Origin of the sequence: Pandoraea aquatica (assembly GCF_902459565.1) — a bacterium.
In the GTDB taxonomy this organism is placed as follows: domain Bacteria; phylum Pseudomonadota; class Gammaproteobacteria; order Burkholderiales; family Burkholderiaceae; genus Pandoraea; species Pandoraea aquatica.
Genome location: NZ_CABPSN010000003.1, coordinates 238057 through 254105, shown reverse-complemented (window position 1 = coordinate 254105; position 16049 = coordinate 238057). Strand labels below are relative to the sequence as shown.

At 57.3% G+C, this 16049-nt stretch carries 14 protein-coding genes; 8 read left to right on the top strand and 6 right to left on the bottom strand.

What is annotated here, in order from left to right:
- Nucleotides 1–101: 101 nt before the first annotated feature.
- Both PAQ31011_RS11940 and PAQ31011_RS11935 read left to right on the top strand, forming a co-directional pair.
- Entirely contained in the window at nucleotides 102–716 is a 615-nt protein-coding gene (locus tag PAQ31011_RS11940) for a pyridoxamine 5'-phosphate oxidase family protein (RefSeq protein ID WP_150576046.1), read from the top strand.
- A gap of 190 nt (nucleotides 717–906) precedes the next feature.
- Complete coding sequence (locus PAQ31011_RS11935; RefSeq protein ID WP_150576045.1) at nucleotides 907–3927, top strand: autotransporter family protein; 3021 nt, start codon at nucleotides 907–909, stop codon at nucleotides 3925–3927.
- A 69-nt stretch (nucleotides 3928–3996) separates the two neighbouring features.
- Here PAQ31011_RS11935 and PAQ31011_RS11930 read toward each other — a convergent pair whose 3' ends face one another.
- Nucleotides 3997–5484 (bottom strand): MmgE/PrpD family protein, encoded by a 1488-nt coding sequence (locus PAQ31011_RS11930; RefSeq protein WP_150576044.1) that lies wholly within the window; start codon nucleotides 5482–5484, stop codon nucleotides 3997–3999.
- Nucleotides 5485–5623: 139 nt separating this feature from the next.
- Between PAQ31011_RS11930 and PAQ31011_RS11925 the strand changes: the two genes are divergently transcribed.
- Both PAQ31011_RS11925 and PAQ31011_RS26895 read left to right on the top strand, forming a co-directional pair.
- Complete coding sequence (locus tag PAQ31011_RS11925) at nucleotides 5624–6532, top strand: LysR family transcriptional regulator (RefSeq protein WP_150576043.1); 909 nt, start codon at nucleotides 5624–5626, stop codon at nucleotides 6530–6532.
- Between the two features lie 158 nt (nucleotides 6533–6690).
- On the top strand, nucleotides 6691–6816 hold the full coding sequence (locus PAQ31011_RS26895; RefSeq protein ID WP_281349997.1) for a hypothetical protein: 126 nt from the start codon (nucleotides 6691–6693) through the stop codon (nucleotides 6814–6816).
- Nucleotides 6817–7154: 338 nt separating this feature from the next.
- On the opposite strand, the gene PAQ31011_RS11920 is transcribed toward PAQ31011_RS26895, so the two are convergent.
- The 4 genes from PAQ31011_RS11920 to PAQ31011_RS11905 all read right to left on the bottom strand — a co-directional run bounded on the left by PAQ31011_RS11920 (nucleotide 7155) and on the right by PAQ31011_RS11905 (nucleotide 11053).
- The gene (locus tag PAQ31011_RS11920; RefSeq protein ID WP_150576042.1) at nucleotides 7155–8075 is read right to left on the bottom strand and encodes a plasmid partitioning protein RepB C-terminal domain-containing protein; all 921 of its coding nucleotides are present in this window, start codon (nucleotides 8073–8075) and stop codon (nucleotides 7155–7157) included.
- Nucleotides 8075–8941 carry a ParB/RepB/Spo0J family partition protein gene (locus PAQ31011_RS11915; RefSeq protein WP_150576430.1) on the bottom strand — a complete coding sequence of 289 codons (867 nt, stop codon included), beginning with the start codon at nucleotides 8939–8941 and terminating at the stop codon, nucleotides 8075–8077. Before PAQ31011_RS11915 ends, PAQ31011_RS11920 begins: the two co-directional genes overlap by 1 nt.
- Nucleotides 8942–8958: 17 nt before the next feature.
- Entirely contained in the window at nucleotides 8959–10524 is a 1566-nt protein-coding gene (locus PAQ31011_RS11910; RefSeq protein ID WP_246179520.1) for a recombinase family protein, read from the bottom strand.
- 316 nt (nucleotides 10525–10840) lie between these two features.
- Entirely contained in the window at nucleotides 10841–11053 is a 213-nt protein-coding gene (locus tag PAQ31011_RS11905) for a hypothetical protein (protein WP_150576041.1), read from the bottom strand.
- Nucleotides 11054–11309: 256 nt separating this feature from the next.
- Between PAQ31011_RS11905 and PAQ31011_RS11900 the strand changes: the two genes are divergently transcribed.
- A complete protein-coding gene (locus tag PAQ31011_RS11900) occupies nucleotides 11310–11543 on the top strand; it encodes a hypothetical protein (protein ID WP_150576040.1) in 234 nt (77 codons plus the stop codon).
- 137 nt (nucleotides 11544–11680) lie between these two features.
- On the opposite strand, the gene PAQ31011_RS11895 is transcribed toward PAQ31011_RS11900, so the two are convergent.
- Complete coding sequence (locus PAQ31011_RS11895; protein ID WP_150576039.1) at nucleotides 11681–11953, bottom strand: hypothetical protein; 273 nt, start codon at nucleotides 11951–11953, stop codon at nucleotides 11681–11683.
- A gap of 724 nt (nucleotides 11954–12677) precedes the next feature.
- On the opposite strand from PAQ31011_RS11895, the gene PAQ31011_RS11890 reads away from it, so the two are divergent.
- The 3 genes from PAQ31011_RS11890 to PAQ31011_RS11880 all read left to right on the top strand — a co-directional run bounded on the left by PAQ31011_RS11890 (nucleotide 12678) and on the right by PAQ31011_RS11880 (nucleotide 15977).
- Entirely contained in the window at nucleotides 12678–13148 is a 471-nt protein-coding gene (locus tag PAQ31011_RS11890; protein WP_150576038.1) for a hypothetical protein, read from the top strand.
- Between the two features lie 105 nt (nucleotides 13149–13253).
- A complete protein-coding gene (locus PAQ31011_RS11885) occupies nucleotides 13254–15461 on the top strand; it encodes a phage/plasmid primase, P4 family (RefSeq protein ID WP_246179519.1) in 2208 nt (735 codons plus the stop codon).
- Nucleotides 15462–15551: 90 nt separating this feature from the next.
- Nucleotides 15552–15977: a hypothetical protein gene (locus tag PAQ31011_RS11880; protein ID WP_150576036.1), complete on the top strand. Its 426-nt coding sequence runs from the start codon at nucleotides 15552–15554 to the stop codon at nucleotides 15975–15977.
- Nucleotides 15978–16049 lie beyond the last annotated feature (72 nt).

Below are 16049 nucleotides of genomic sequence, written 5' to 3'. Positions count from 1 at the left end.
AGGCCTGATGTGCCGATATGCGTCATGACTGCCTTACGCGCGTTAATGTCACCCTCTATACTGCCCGCTGCGACGGATAGCGGAAGTGATGAGGGAATGACATGAATCACGATGTAAGCAGCGTGGAACAACTCGAAGCGATCTACGGCGAGCCGGGCGAACGCGCGATCTGGAAGGAACTGACGTACCTCAACGAGGACTATCAGGCGTTCGTGAAAGCCTGCCCGTTCGTGGTACTGGCGTCCGTCAGCGAAGAAGGCACCGACTGCTCGCCCAAGGGCGACCCGGCCGGTTTCGTCCAGATTCTCGACGAGCGCACGCTCGCCGTACCGGATCGCCCGGGCAACAATCGTATCGACAATCTGCGCAACATCATTGCCGATCCGCGCGTGTCGCTGCTGTTCCTCATCCCCGGCATCGGCGAGACGTTGCGCGTGAACGGCCGCGCGCGCATTTCGGTCGACCCCGACCTGCTCGCGCGCTTCGACGTGAACGGCAAGCTGCCCAAGACGGTGATCGTCGTATCGATCGATCGCGTGTATTTCCATTGCGCGAAAGCCATCGTCCGCTCCCATCTGTGGGACCCGACGACGCAGATCGCCCGCGAATGCCTGCCGAGCACCGGCGCGATGCATCGCCGTCTGAGCGGCGGTCACTTCGACGCGGAAACATACGACCGCGACCTTCAGAAGAACACGGTAGCCGGGTTGTATTGACCGCTTGTATCGACATACGGAACGTCGGACCGCCCAAGCGCTGACGCGCCTTGCGGTCCGTATCGTTAGGCGGCCTTAGCGCACCGCTATGTCCCGATTCCCGTAACTTTCACTGCATTTCATCAGTTCGTCATGACTCCGTCCAATACTCCGGGACTTCGACCAAGTTCCACAGAGGACATCGGAGTCTATGAAACCTATCGCCATACTGGCAGGCGTCATCGCGCTTTTCGTCGAGCAGCACGCCCTCGCCGCCAATTTCCAGATCAATAGCGGACAAACGCTCACCGCAGGGCAAACGTTGTCGACCGGCCAAACCGGCACGATCAACAGCGGCGGCACGTTGCAGGTGAGCGGTGGCACCGTGGGCATTACGGCCACCGGCAACGCCACCATCGTCAACAACGGCACGATCAATATGACGGGCACCGGCCGGGCCATCCGCGACAACACGGGGGTGTCGCTCACGGTCACGAACGGTGTCGGCGCGAGCATGACGACGTTCGACGCCGACGTCATCCAGATGAACAAGTCGAACGGCAGCATCGTCTTCAACAACTACGGCACGTTGACGTCGACCAACAATTCCCTGTCGGGCAATCAGGCCATCGACTTCAACGCCATCACGACCGGCACCAACGTTCTCAACAACTTTGCGGGCGGTGTCATTCAGGCAAACGAAGCCGACGCGGTGCGCCCCGGCGTGAATGGCGTGGTCAACAACGCGGGCATCATCCGTTCGACCGTGAATCCCGGCAGCACGAGCAGCAGCGACGGCGTCGACGCACAGGCCAACAGCGGCATCACCGTCAACAACACGGGTACCGGCTTGATTCAGGGGGCGCGCCACGGCATTACGGGCGGGCCCGATACGGCGACCGACGGCACCTTCACGCTGAGCGTCAACAACAGCGCCGGTGCCACGATTCAAGGCATGAACGGCTCCGGCATCAACATCGACGGATTCAATGCCAAGGAAGTCGTCACCATCGTCAATGCGGGCACGATCGTCGGTAACGGCGTGACGGGCGATGGCGACGGCGTGGATGTCGACGGGATCGTCAACATCACCAACTCGGGCACGATTCGCGGCGCGCGCGCCAACAACGACGTCAGCGAAGGCGTCACCGTGGGCGGCGGCACTATCGTCAACAGCGGCACCATCGTTGGCGAGAACACGCCGGGCGGCATCGGTCGCGGCATAACGCTCGCGGGCGTCGACAAGGACCCCATCACCAAAGCGCCCATTCCGGTGCAAGGCATTTATACGAACACGACCATCGTCAACAGCGGCCTTATCCGTGGGCAGAGCGACTCGGCGATTGCCGTGACGGGCGGGCGCAACGCGTTCACCGTCACCGTCATCAACCAGGCCAGCGGTGTGCTCGAAGGCGGCGGTGCCACGGCAGCGGTCGTGAATACCGGCGCGAACGATGCCACCGTCGTCAACTACGGCACGATCACGGCCGATCAGAGCGGCAAGGCCGTGGATCTCGGCAGCGGCAACAGCAGTCTCCAGATTCTGGGGGGCGCGGCAGTCGTGAATGGCGACGTGTCCGGCGGCACCGGCACCAGCACGCTGACGATCACGCCGGGTGCGGGCAACGCGTTCAACTACAACGGTGCGATTTCCAACTTCTCGGCGGTCTCGCTCGGTGCGGGCACGATTACGCTCAATGGTGCGAGCACTTACGCGGGTGCCACGTCGATCGCCAGCGGTGCGACGGTTCTCGTCGGCGACGCTGCGCATCGCAGCGCCACGTTGGGCAGCGGCATGACGAGCGTCGCTTCCGGTGCGACGCTCGGCGGTTACGGTGGCGTGCTCGGCAGCGTGACGAACGCGGGCATCATCGCGGTGGGCAGTGCGTCGCTGGGCGCGACACCGGGTGTGCTCGGCACGTTCACCATCGCGGGCGATTACGTCGGCAACAACGGCACGGCGCTGTTCGGTGCGACGGTTGCGCCGGATGGTTCGACCGCATCGGACAAGCTCGTCATCAACGGCAATGCGAGCGGCACGACGCTGCTCAAGCTGACGGTCACAGGGACGGGCGTGCCCACATCAGGGGCAGGCATTCAACTGGTGCAGGTCAACGGGACGGCTTCGGACGGGGCCTTCAAGCTCGCGGCACCGATTCAGGCGGGCGCGTACCAGTACCTGCTTCGCAAGGTCGGCCCGGTGGGGGGCGATCCGAGCTGGTACTTGTCGACGTCGTACGCCTCGGGTCAGACCGCCTATCGCGCCGCGACAGTGGGCTACGCGATGACGCCGCAACTGAACGCCGACTTCGGCTACACGATGCTGGGCCGCTTGCAGGAGCGCATGGGGAGCGTGCGCGGCGTGAGCGCGCCGGGGGAGGATGCATCGAACGGCGTGTGGGGACGGTTGTACGGCAAGACGATGGACTCCACTCTGTCGGGCCGCTTCGGCGCAGACGAGCGCATGTTCGCGGCGCAGTTCGGTCGCGACTGGCGTCTGAATACGGATGCTTCGGGCATGGGCGGCAGCGCGCTCGTGGGGCTGACGGCAACGTTCGGGACGGCCTCGGCACAGTTCTCCGACAGCGCACGCACGCAGGACCCGACACTCTCCGCCGCGACCGGCTCCGTCTCGATGCAGGCGCAATCGGTCGGTGCGTATTGGACGCGCATTCTGCCGCAAGGCGCATTCATCGACGTCACGACGCAGTTCTCGCACTATCGCAACAAGTACAGCGACGTGGGTGGCGTGGGTGCGACGCAGAACGGCTTCGGAGCAGCACTGTCAGGCGAAATCGGTCATCGCTTCTCGATTCTGGGGTCGGGCTTCACCGTCGAGCCGCAAGTGCAACTGGCGTATCAGTACCTGCATCTGAACGGCTTCAGCGACAGCGTGTCGTCGGTGTCGGGCAATACGACGAATGCCCTGCGCGGGCGCGTGGGCGTGAAGTTCAATACGCCGGATCTGGGCAATGCTGTGGGGGTCGGTTCGGCATCGCCGTATCTGAGCGTCGACGTGGTCCACGACTTCCTGTCGCCGGGTGCGACCAACGTGGGCGGTGCGACGTTCGACAGCAGTCTCGCCAAGACGTGGTACGAACTCGGCGCAGGCCTCGAAGCGACGCTGGGTCGCACGTCCTCCCTGTACGCCGGTGTGAAGTACGCGCGCAACATGGGCGGCGACTACCGTCGAAACATCTACGGGCAGGTGGGATACCGGTATCGCTGGTGATGAGAAGGCGACGTGCTTAATGGCACGTCGCCCCCGTCACCTTCCTCACCTACCACATCTACGCCGCGCTCAGCCCTGCACTGCGCCGAGCGTGGCGATATCGCCCGCGTTCTTCAGCGTCTCGACTTGCCAGCACGCGTCGATCAGGCGGCGCACTTGCGCGTCGGGCAGAATGCCGCTCACCAGATCGAGGAACTTGGTCTCGAGCTGCTTATCGGTCATCGGCACTTCCAGACTGCCGATGGCGTGCTCGATGAACTTATGCAGCTTTCGGCCGTCCTTGAGCGTGATGGTCATGTCGACCTGCTCCGGTTTGACCGACGGCACGACCGTCGCCGTCACCCGGTCACGCAATGCGATAACCGCCGGGTCCTGCACTGCGCGGTCGCTGTACTGACGCTCGCCTGCTGCGCCTTCGATGATCGCCACCGCGACCGAGTGGTAGACGCTGAACTTGCCTTCCAGTCCGATGCGCGGTGTCTTCTTGCCGGTCAGTTCGATGACGAGCGGGTTGACCTTCAGGTCGATGCTTGCAATCTGGTCGGCCGTCAGCTTGTACTCGTTGCGCAACTGGATGGCGGCGTCGATGGCCGGATGAATCACGATGCCGCACGCGAACGGCTTGTACGTGTTGAGCGCCGCCTCGTAGCGCTGACCGAGACCTTCCGTGATCTCCCGGTAGTCCTGCTTCGTGCTGATGGCGTTCGCCCAGCCGCGCTTGGCTTCGATCATGCCGTCGGAACTGGTGTAGTCCTTCGCGGCGAGCAATGCGGCGAAGAGTCCGTTGCTGGCGGCGCGTCCCGGGTTGAAGCTCTTGTTCATCGAGCCGAACGATTCGCGCAATCCCACCGGCTGCGACGCCGCCAGCCCCAGCGCCCAGACCATCTGCTGCTCGGTCAGGCCCAGCACCTTGCCTGCGGCCGCCGCCGCGCCGAACACGCCGGCGGTGCCGGTGATGTGCCAGCCCACGTCATAGTGGTTCGGATAGACGGCGTTACCGATGCGGCATTCCGTCTCCACACCCAGTACCAGCGCATTGAGGAATTCGCGGCCCGAGATCGGGTGGTATTCCGACAATGCGAGCAAGGCCGACGTCACCGGACCGGCCGGGTGGATGATCGTCTTCAGATGCGTGTCGTCGTAGTCGAAGATGTGACTTGCCACACCGTTCAGGAACGCCGCATTCATGATGTCGAAGCGTTCCTTGCGGCCCAGCAAATGCGCTTGCGCCGGACCTGAGAACGGCGTGAGCGCCGCCACGGCGCGATCCACCGTCTCATGATGCGAGCCGCCAACGGCCACGCCGATCCAGTTCAGCAGCGTGCGCGTGCCTTCCTTGCGCACATTCGCAGGCAGGTCTTCGTAACGAGCGTTGACGATGTAGCGTGCGAGCGTGCGGGTCACGCCTTTCCCGCTCTGTGCATTTTCACCGGCGGTGGCGGCAGATGCTGCGCCGGGGGCGGGCGCGGCGATGCTGCGTTGAACCAGTCCTTGCGCGGCGGCCAGCGAGGCGAAAGCGCCGACCTTGAGGGCCGAACGTCGGGTAAATGTGCTCATGTGTCGTTCCTCCGTGAAATCGTTGTGTGTGCTTTGGTGAATGGCTACCGGTTGCCCTGCGTTGGGGCAGCCCAAAATGATCAACGATCTCGCGACGCATTAGAATCGCAAAAATCACAACCATTAGTGCACTGAACGCATGAATCTGGAATTGAGCGACCTGCGGGCCTTTGTGGCGATTGCGGAGCGGGGCAACTTTCGGGCGGCGGCGGAGGAAATTCACTTGTCGCAGTCGGCGCTGTCGCGTCGCATCGCCAAGATGGAAAGCACGCTGGGCGTGCGGCTGCTGGACCGCACGACCCGTCGCGTCGACCTGACGGCATTCGGACGCGACTTCGCCCGCAAGGCACGCGAGCTGCTGAACGATTTCGACGAAAGCCTGCGCGGCCTGACGGACGGCGCGACGCGTCTGGGCGGCGAAGTCACGCTCGCGTGCGTGCCGTCGGCCGTGCGTCACTTCCTGCCTGAGGTACTGCGTCAGTTTCACGAGACATACCCGCGCGTGCTGATCCGCGTGATGGACACGGGGGCGAGCGACGTGCTGTCGAGTGTGGTGCGTGCCGAAGCGGATTTCGGGCTGAACTATCTCGGCGCGCAGGAGGACACGATCGAGTTCGAGCCGATTCTGAAGGAGCCGTTTGTGCTCGCTTGCCGACATGAGCATCCGCTGGCCAAGCGCTCGGAAGTGAAGTGGTCCGAGCTGAAAGAATACGACTTCATGGCAGTCGCGAAGGCGAGCGGCAATCGGTTCGTGCTGGATCTGGCGCTGGCGGGCACGCCCGATCTACCGCGCTCGTTCTGCGAAGTGCGGCATGTGATGAGCGTGGTGAGTCTGGTCGAAGCGGGCTTGGGGATTGCGGCGGTGCCGAGACTGGCAATGCCGCCGGGGGAGCATCCGCTCCTGACGAGCGTGCCGCTGGTGGAGCCGGAAGTCACGCGCACCGTCGGGTTGATTCGTCGGCGAGGACTGGTGCTGTCGAGTGCCGCGCAGCAGTTGTACGACACGATTCTTGGATTTGCGGGGCGAAAGCCGAAGTCAGGACTTTAAACGCACGTTACGTATTCGCGTGCTAGGATTAGTTTCCAGCAGTCGGAGTTCGCCACATGCCAACGCAGTTGCATAAACAGTACCGCCAGCGAACGTACATGATTCGCGTAGCACCGAACGGGGTCTCGGGATGGAGAGCTGTCGCATCGATAGGTCACATGGAGAACGGCGTGTTCTTCACTGACTTCTCCAAAATCACCGGGTTGTCGGGTCACTCGCCAGATGACGCATGGGTGAGAGCCGAGGCGCAGGTGCTGGCGTTCATCGATAAGATTCAGGGGTGAAGTTAGGGACGGGACAGCCTGTCGGCGTATCGCCCCAATGGGCAGTTGCACGGCCCCCAAGCTATGCTAAACTCCCCGACTCAGTGCGTCAGAGCGGGCGTCGTATAATGGTAATACCCTAGCTTCCCAAGCCGCTACGGGTTATACAACGCCGCAATTCTCGCGGGGTTTCACCCCGTCTCTTCTGCTGGCAACACTCAAGTCCACATGCCATGCGGGTTTGATAGCGACGCCAGTTTCCGCTCCAGCAGATAGCTCCGGAAGCTAACGACATGCATGTATGTGCCGCAATCACTGCAGGCACCCCGTTCATCATCGCCAGCCCACCGAGACGCATTTCATTTCGAAGATGCCTGCACACGCTCGCTAACATGAGGCTGATCTAGCGCAAGAGTCGCGATGATTGCTTCGAACTCAGCGACCAGATCAGGTTGATACTTTGAGATGAACCTACGCACAGCTTCATTCTCCATCAGTTTCGACAGAAAGCCCTTCGCAATTACCAGATTCAGCACATCTTGCCCGTACGTCTGCTCCACGAGCTTGTACTGGACTTGGAGGTTGCCCATCTCCCTTTCCATCAACGACATTTGTTCTGCCGAAAGCCCCGCAAGCTTCGCAGGCTTCCTTCCCGCAATCAATTGGTTCTCCGGTGTTGCGACGAGAAGCGCTTCCGCATAAGGCACAGACAAATTGTTGACGGAGTTCATAAGCTCGACGCACTCCACCTGCCGCATTGGCTTCATTTTTCTTAGGGCTCGCGACAACTCGGGGGAAAACTGACGGTCCTTCAGAAGGTCGATTGCCTCCGGGCATATCCCGTCGAGCAACCCTATTTTTCTCCTAACCGAAGAGATGTCGACGGCGAGTGCCTTCGCAAGTTGCTCGGGAGCGACTCCTCGCTCGATTGCAAGGCAGATCATTCGATGCTCCTGTATTGACGATATCCGATTAACTCGATTGTTGTACGTGTAGCTTTCGTCGTCGGTCGCTACGAGGCAAAGAGCATGCGTGTCGCCTAGTTGCTGCAGAGCAAGGATTCGAAGATGCCCATCCAAAAGCACATACTGCCCGCCGTTCCCCACCTCCGAGGGAGTTACCGACAATGGCTCAATCATCCCGACCTCCTTGATGGACGCGATGATCTGCTGGAACTTTCTCGATGACGATACGTGCGCCTTGATGCTCTTCGAAAGAAGTATGTCTTCTATCGGCACAGAAATCGGCGTTGGTATGAACCCTAAAGTCACGTTACTCATCAGACTCCCCCACTCGGCCATACTCGCTCTGCGAGATATTTGGGTAGAGTTGCTAATCCTTCCGCTCTGAGCAGATTTACGAAATTCTCATCAGAAAAAAGTTCGCGCAACGCTCCTACCAGAAATAGGAGTCTCTGTTGGGTGAACTCGGCCTTACGAACAAGGGCTTTCTGGCGCTCAACCTCATTACGGTAGATTCGAACGAGGCTGGACGTAGATATGTTTTTGGTCTCTTTAGATTGGTATCGCGTCGCCGATCTCCCAAGCTGTTTTCGTCGCTCGATAAGCCGGCGAGCGTTGACAAGCTGCCGCCCTCGAAGCTTGCCAGTCTCATAAGCGTTTTGAAGCGCTTCTTGAACTGCATCATCGCTTTCTCCAGCCCCCATGATGTCGAGCGCTGTATTCAACGGCACACGCCCCTGCTCCACTGCCACCAGGAGGCGTTCCTCCCCACGTGCCAGCAAGCTCAAAATTCCCCGGATGTAGTCGTAAGTTAAGCCTGTCTTCTCGGCAATCTGCTTGCCCGAGTAGCCCTTTGCCTGAAGTTGCTTGATGCCATTCAGCAATTCAAGCGGCCGACTCTGGTGACGAGCGATGTTCTCCGCCAGACTCATGATCAACGCGTCCTCGTCGCTGACATCGACAACCAATGCCGGTATCAGGACCTCACCGAGAGAGCAAAAGGCTTTCAATCGCCCCTCTCCACATACCAAGAGATAGCGCTCGGAATTATCCGATTGGCGTCGCGGTGTCACGACAATTGGCTTCTTTAGTCCAATCTTCCTTATGTTGCCAACGATCTCATTAAAGATAGCGACGTTCCTGTCTCGAGGGTTCAAAACCTCTATCTCAGACACTGGAATCATCCGCAGTTCAGGCGTCTTCACCCGGACCTCCTAATACGTGCACGCTGCGCCATCCCGTAAAGGTAGTCCAACGTATCAAATCGGTAGCTTTCAAACTCGATAGAATTCCTCTCTCGAAGGCTTATCCTTGGCAAGCAAAAATCGAGACGGGGGAGTAGGTAGTAGTCGAGCGTGGTTTCATTCGATGGAGTCAACCGCACCGCAACCGTGACGTCAGGAAGCAGGCTCGTGTCAAAGCGGATCTTCCAAAAATGTCGCCCACTCATGTAGGACTGACATCTCGCTAGAACGATTGAGCATGTGAATTCGTTGTTGACAGTAAGAACATCCGTCGCGACATCCCGTTCAACACTTCCGCCCAGATCAACAATTCGTCCCTCGGTTGTTGAGACAATTTCCGGATGGAGCTTGCGCAGGAATCTATTCGCCTCCACGTAACGGTAGTCTCTGTCGGGAGTAAAGCCCACGGCCTTATATGCTCGTATCAGACTGCCGAATCGATGCATGTAGACCGACGCGGAGGGCATACCGTCGGTTTCGTCAATGATGACGCCGGAAAGAAGACCCCGTTGCAGATAGAGGTTGCGGAGGCGTTCTATCAGCTCGTCGTTAGAGTATTTGCGAGCTCTGGCACGCATGATGCCTTGAACCGTATAGAACATTTCCGCAGGAACAATGGCTTGAAATGCGTGCTCTCTTCGCACCCATGAGTCCGCAGGATTGACAACTCGACAAGCCTTGAGTTTGAACGAGACCCGGTTGTACACGTTATTGCCAATGTACTTCTCGTTGGTGAGAATCTCCCTCACCGTGGAGCGTGTCCAATCGCGTTCGAGATCGGTTCGTATCCGCATGCTGTTCAAACGCATCGCGATTTCTGATTCACTCAGCGACTCCTCCACAAACCACTGGTAGATCATTTGGACGATTCTGACCTCTCCGTCTGGTCCCGGAACAAGAATCACCCGGTCTGACTGAAGACTCTTATATTCGCCTCGCGCAAGAGCGGTCTTCACCAGCCCGTGCTGATCGACGAGCACACGACGAAGACCGTAACCGGCAAGTCCACCTTGTCGGTATCCAAGCTCTATCAGTCGACACTGGCCAGCGAAAACTTTCGCCGATAGTTCTCGACTGTATTCCCCAGCCATTGCACGCTTAACACCCTTTACGATGGTGGAGACAGGAGAGCCATCGTTTTCGAATTGCTCAGCGCAATAGATGACGTGGATTCCGGCGCGTCGACAGATGTACTCGTAATATGCACTTTCGTCAGAATCTTGAAAGCGCCCCCAGCGACTGACGTCGTAGACAAGAATCACATTGAAGTTTGCACTGCCGCTCTGAACTTGGCGAATCAGCTCCTGAAGCGCCTGCCGACCGTCGATCTTGAGCCCGCTCTTCCCTTCGTCGGCAAATGTTCTTACTATTTCTATCCCGTGAAAAGTCGCGTACTCTTGTATCTTCACACGTTGATTTTCAGTGGAGTACTGCTGGTGTTCCGTTGACATCCGCACGTACTCAGCCGCACTTAATCGGTCAGCAGGCTTATCGCCCCTCTCGTATTGTCGATCCAGCGGCATACTACGACTCCACCACCATAAGATGATCCAACGGGCAAACGAGTCCCTGAGCCTGCCTATATTGCGACGCGCAGCTCCGCAAGCTACTGATTCACATTAGCAGGCAACCTCACGCCGCTTCACAAGTCATCTCTTTGCAATCGCTGAGCATCTGGAGACACGACTGAGAGAACGGAGATTTTGACGAGATACTCGTCAGTCGATGCAATCGGGGAAGGGATCAACAACTTGAGCCGATACACGCCGCCTGGCATCTGGTGCAATACAGGTGACTCGTCAGGCTTTGCAACTTGAGATTTTGATCGTCGGGAGTTTCTCAGATGTTGTTGATCGCGATTCCGTTGACAATAGTCGGGATGTTGTTCGCGATACTCTCTCCAGTAATCGGGATTCCTCTCGTGCCAAGCCAGTTGCGCGTGTCGCTGGTTCGCTCGATAATCAGAATCGACGGCGAGCTGTTGCTTGTGCCACCGATAGCGTCTTTCTCGCTGGCAAAGCGGAGATGAGCAGTAGGCTTGATGCGGAACATTCGGACGCGGGAGAAAGGACTTCCCGCAGGACGCACAACGACGCGATTGCTTCATGGGACACCTCCGAACCAGCTCAGCGCGAGTGTCAGCAAAGGCCCCAAGATTCGCTATCTACTTCGCCAACCAATATAGCGAGAGAGCCCTGTGGCCTTCTGACACGCAACTTGCTTCTATAGCCATACAAAATCATCAGAAAAAATTCGTTCCACCCAGTCATCTTTGTTGGGTAATCCGATAGCCGCCAGAGACTCGCTCATGATCAATCTGAACGAAACATATCGCGGTTGCAGAATTCTTATTGAAATTTGTGGGCAAGCAGAAACTTGGGCAATCACGATATCAGTGAACCCGCTCGACGGCGTCGAGCTTATCGAGCCGCTTGGCAGCAGGAACATGAAGCTACCGAAGTCCGAACCTTTGGACTTGATCGTAAGGGAGTTGCTACGCGAGATTCGGCTCGCAATTGATAGCGACATTGTGGATCCGTAACCCGGATGCGGATGCTGACGAGTCGAATGAAATCGATGCCGAGCATCGGTGACAGCCCATAGACACAATCACTTCAGGTAAAAAAATAGGCTCCCGAGGGAGCCCATTGATTGATCGGCCAGCAGACCAAGCCATTTCTATTTCTTACCGATCGGCTCATGCTTCGCCTTGATCATCTGATAGTAGGTACTCGCCCCCGCTTTCGTCAGCTTCACGTCCACGATGAACTTCTCGATGATGTCCTTTCGAGTGACATCCTTCACCGCCCTCATGCGCTTGTATATCTCCGTAGCGAGTTCCATCTTTGTCGGCGGAGCATCGACTGTCGCGCTCCGCTTCTGATCGGCTGCCGTCTGCTTGCTGGTCTTGTCTTCCTTGCTGCCCACAACCGTCTGCTTTTGTTCAACCATAATCGCACCTCAGAGGTTTTGTAAGTGCGAACACGGTCCCTCGAACGGAACATCAGGGCAACGGCAAGTTGCAGCATCGAACGGCCTCCCACGATGCCCCTGCCGTGAATCCGGCGAGCAACAGTGACAGTTTTCACGTCACCCTCCGTACCTAAACTGCTATCCCGTTGAATTCTCGAGGATCGCCGAAGCAGATCATCAGCTTCTGAAGAATCTGCCGTAGGACCAGCCGCAGCTTTCTGAGGAGGCAAGCAACCTCGATTTTTGACAATTAAACGATTTCATCGATCTGACAAAAGTGTTTACGCTCTGTCATACATACAGACATATCTTTGTATTTCGAAGAAGATCGTTTAATCGTCAAAACCAAAGTGGGGAGCGCGATGCTCGGGCACCCGGTGCGGCCTGCTGACCGTTTGACAAATTTTCGGAGGCGTGTGATTATTCGCGTCCTCCAAGGGAGCATGCTCTCGACCCCGCAAGAACAATAAAAAATATCGCGGGTGATAGGGGTTGATAGGAAGCCGTCCTTAAGCAAGACGGTATGTCGCAGGTAGCTATGCGACTAACTGACCGGTCTCGGTCAGTCAATCGACCTGTATAGCCTTGGTTCGAGTCTGCACGTTGATGTTAACGGGCAGTTTGAACCGCTATACAGGGCGACAAGCTACGTTCGTCCGTATAGCAAATTATTTTTATTAATTTTTTGCCAGAAGGATCGAACATGAATTCACAGCTCAAACCGCATCATCCTGCCACTCGGCAACTCGCAACATCTCGCCGCAATTCGGCACCTAAAGCTCGGAAATCGCCCCTCATCGTTGAGTTCTTCGACGAAGACGACGCATGCCAACGCGAAATGGATGAATTCGAGCGTCGCATGCAAGCGAAGTCACAGCGTCAACTCGCTCAGTTCCATCAGACCTTCGGCCCCCTTTGTGATCTCTCGATCTCCTACGATCTCTGGGGAGAATCGCCGATCCGTCACGCCGACGGTGATCTGATGCCCCTTTGCTGCTTCAGCCCCGGCACCGTGGTGTTCTGCCCTGCACACGAGGCCCCCCAACCCACCGCCACTACCGTCGGCCCTCAGGCAGAAGCTCAAGGCGTACTTTGCGCTGTCTGCAAGCACATCTATCACGTTGATATGACGAACATTCTCCCCAACCCGAGGGAAATGAACATCTCGCTCTGAACACAAGCGAAATCACGTAAACGACAGAAATAGATCGCAAGCTGTGCCGTCTAATTTTAGGCAGCACAGCCCATCAATAATTTAGGAATCCTTATTTTATTTATCATGAAAAATCACCTCCAAAAATTCACGGAACTTGCTGCGGAAGGCCTCGCGTCGATTCCTATCCGCTCGAATTCCAAGATTCCGTTGACGGATCATGGCTTCAAGGATGCAAGCCTCGATCTCGCAACCCATTCTGTCTGGGCAGAGAAATTCCGGGATTCCAACATTGCATACGCGACGGGGGCAATCTCCGGCCGTCTGCTCGTGGTCGATATTGACGTCAAGAACGGCAAGGATGGTATGCAATCGCTCGTGCAAATTGAGAGCGAGCATGGAAGTCTTCCCAAAACGCGGATCGCAAGGACTCCCTCAGGCGGATCTCACATGCTCTTCTACTACCCCGAGGGGGTGACAGTAGCGAATAAGGTCGATCTTCGTCCCGGCATTGATATTCGTGCAGAGGGAGGGTATTGCGTCGCCCCTCCCTCGCGTTTGGAAAACGGGCTCTACGCGTGGGAAGACAAGCTCGTCCCCATCGCAGACGCACCGGTCTGGTTAATCGATCTGATTCGTGCGCCGTCCAAGAAGCGCGAAACGATAGCTCGCGGCGAAACGTATGCCACCGGTAGCCGCAATCACAATGTGATGTTGCACGCATTCGCATTGCTCAATCGCGGGCTGGACTATGGCCGTCTGCAAGACGAACTCATCGACTTCAATATCGCATTCTGCCGCCCGCCTTTAGCTGAGTCCGAAGTGGCAAAAGTAGCCGCAAGCGTCATCAAGTCACATAAGAAAAGCGGCACGGTGATGAAGGATCTGACCGATCTTGGAAATGCACGCCGTCTTAGTCAGTTGTTCGGAGACGAGCTTCGCTTTCATAGTGACTCCGGTCAATGGCTGGAGAAACAACCTTCAGGGCTGTGGAAACGCGTTGACACGCTCTGGGTTCAGCAGCTCGCCCGTGCATTAATCGATCTTATTTACGAGGAAGCCGAAGCCCTCGGAGGGAACGCACAAAGCGCAATGTCCAAACACGCCTATCGCTCGCAGAGCAGTAAGGCGATGAAGGACGCTATCGAATTGTTCAAATCGGAGCCGAACATTGCGGTTTCGACTGAACAACTCGATCAGGGCGAGTGGTTGTTCCCGACAAAAAATGGAATCGTCGACCTTCGCACTGGCGAGTTTATGCCGATACGTCCCGAGCTTCACATTACTTATACGGCGGGGGTCGAGTACGACGAGCATGCAACTTGCCCTACATGGGAAAAGTTCCTTCTGCAGATCATGGCTGGCGATACGAAACTGGTGGAGTACCTGCGCCGCGCGATCGGCTACTCGCTGACTGCTCAGATCACCGAGCACTGCCTGTTCTTCCTGTATGGCAGCGGGGCTAACGGCAAGTCAACTTTCCTCAACGTTCTCCGCGCACTGTTTGGTGACCTCGGGTCGCAAGCCAACGGTGACATGCTGCTTGAAAAATCCGGATCACACGGCTTTTCACAAAATGCTGCCAGTAGCGAAGTCGCGCGCCTCGTCGGCAAGCGGTTCGTTGCTATGAGCGAGGTCGAAGAAGGACGGCACTTTAGCGAGAAAACCGTGAAGTGGTACACCGGGGGGGAAATGATCACCGCTCGCTTTCTTTACCAGAATTTCTTTGAATTCAAACCCCGGTTCAAACTCTGGCTTGCTGGCAACCACAAGCCGACCGTTAAAGGGGCTGATCACGGAATCTGGCGCCGTCTCAGGTTGATTCCGTTCACTGTGACAGTTCCCGTCGAACAGCGTGATCCTGATCTCGAACGCAAGCTTTGCGAGGAGCTGCCGGGAATTTTGAACTGGGCGCTGGAAGGTTGTCGGCAGTGGCAAGCCAATGGCCATAGGCTTCAGGACCCTGAGGTCATTTCGAACGAGGTAACGGACTATCGCGGCGAGATGGACATTGTGGGAAGCTGGCTCAACGAGTTCACGTGCGATGACCCTGAAGGTGAAATTCGCTTTACGGAGACGTTCAAATTCTTCAAGTGGTGGAGCAGTCAGCAGTTCAATTTTTCGTATTCGGGCAAAAGGTTTGGTACGGCGCTGAAAGACAAGGGATACATTCCGCTGGCCAAGCCGGATCGCGTTTATAAGGGCCTGCGCTTGCTGGTCGACTTGGACTTCAACGAGCACACCGGGGCTTTCGTCGGCTACCGCCACATTGAAAACAAAATGAAGCATGCGCTTCCGGTCGAGGCAGAACTGACAACAACGCTGACGCACTAATCCTGCGCCCCCCTCCACTTCCGAACAATGGACGGCGTCCACCAGCGACAGCGTGGCCTTGTGACGCCGTCCTTTTTAAGGCACTGCAAAATGAGTAACAGCAAGTCAGGTACGACCGCGAGCAAGGCATGGAACGAGATTCTCTCCGGCGTCTCGATCGAACTGAAAACACCCGAACATAGGCCGGATGTTGGGTATTTTACCGGGGACACTCTTTTCTCTGACGCCGATGGCAATCGCATGGAGCTGTACGATTTCCAGAGTGCCGAGGTTGTTTGCCCCATGCATCTGAACGAAGTTGTCCTCTGTCGCATGCTCGTCGAACGCAATTACTCAACAGGTTTCTATTGTCCCAAGTGTGTGAAAACCTACTGGGCGATACCTGACTGGCACGTTACATGCCGTCAATGTGGAATCCCCGATTCAATGAGCGCGATGTACGAATATGGGTTCTGCTACAACTGCTACGATCCCGACGAGATATCGGGCTTTCCTAACGGCGAGCCTATGCAGTAATCCGTACGCCAACTGGCAAGGGCGAAAGCTGTTGTCATACGCGTAGTCAGCAAGGATGGTGATGTCCATTGA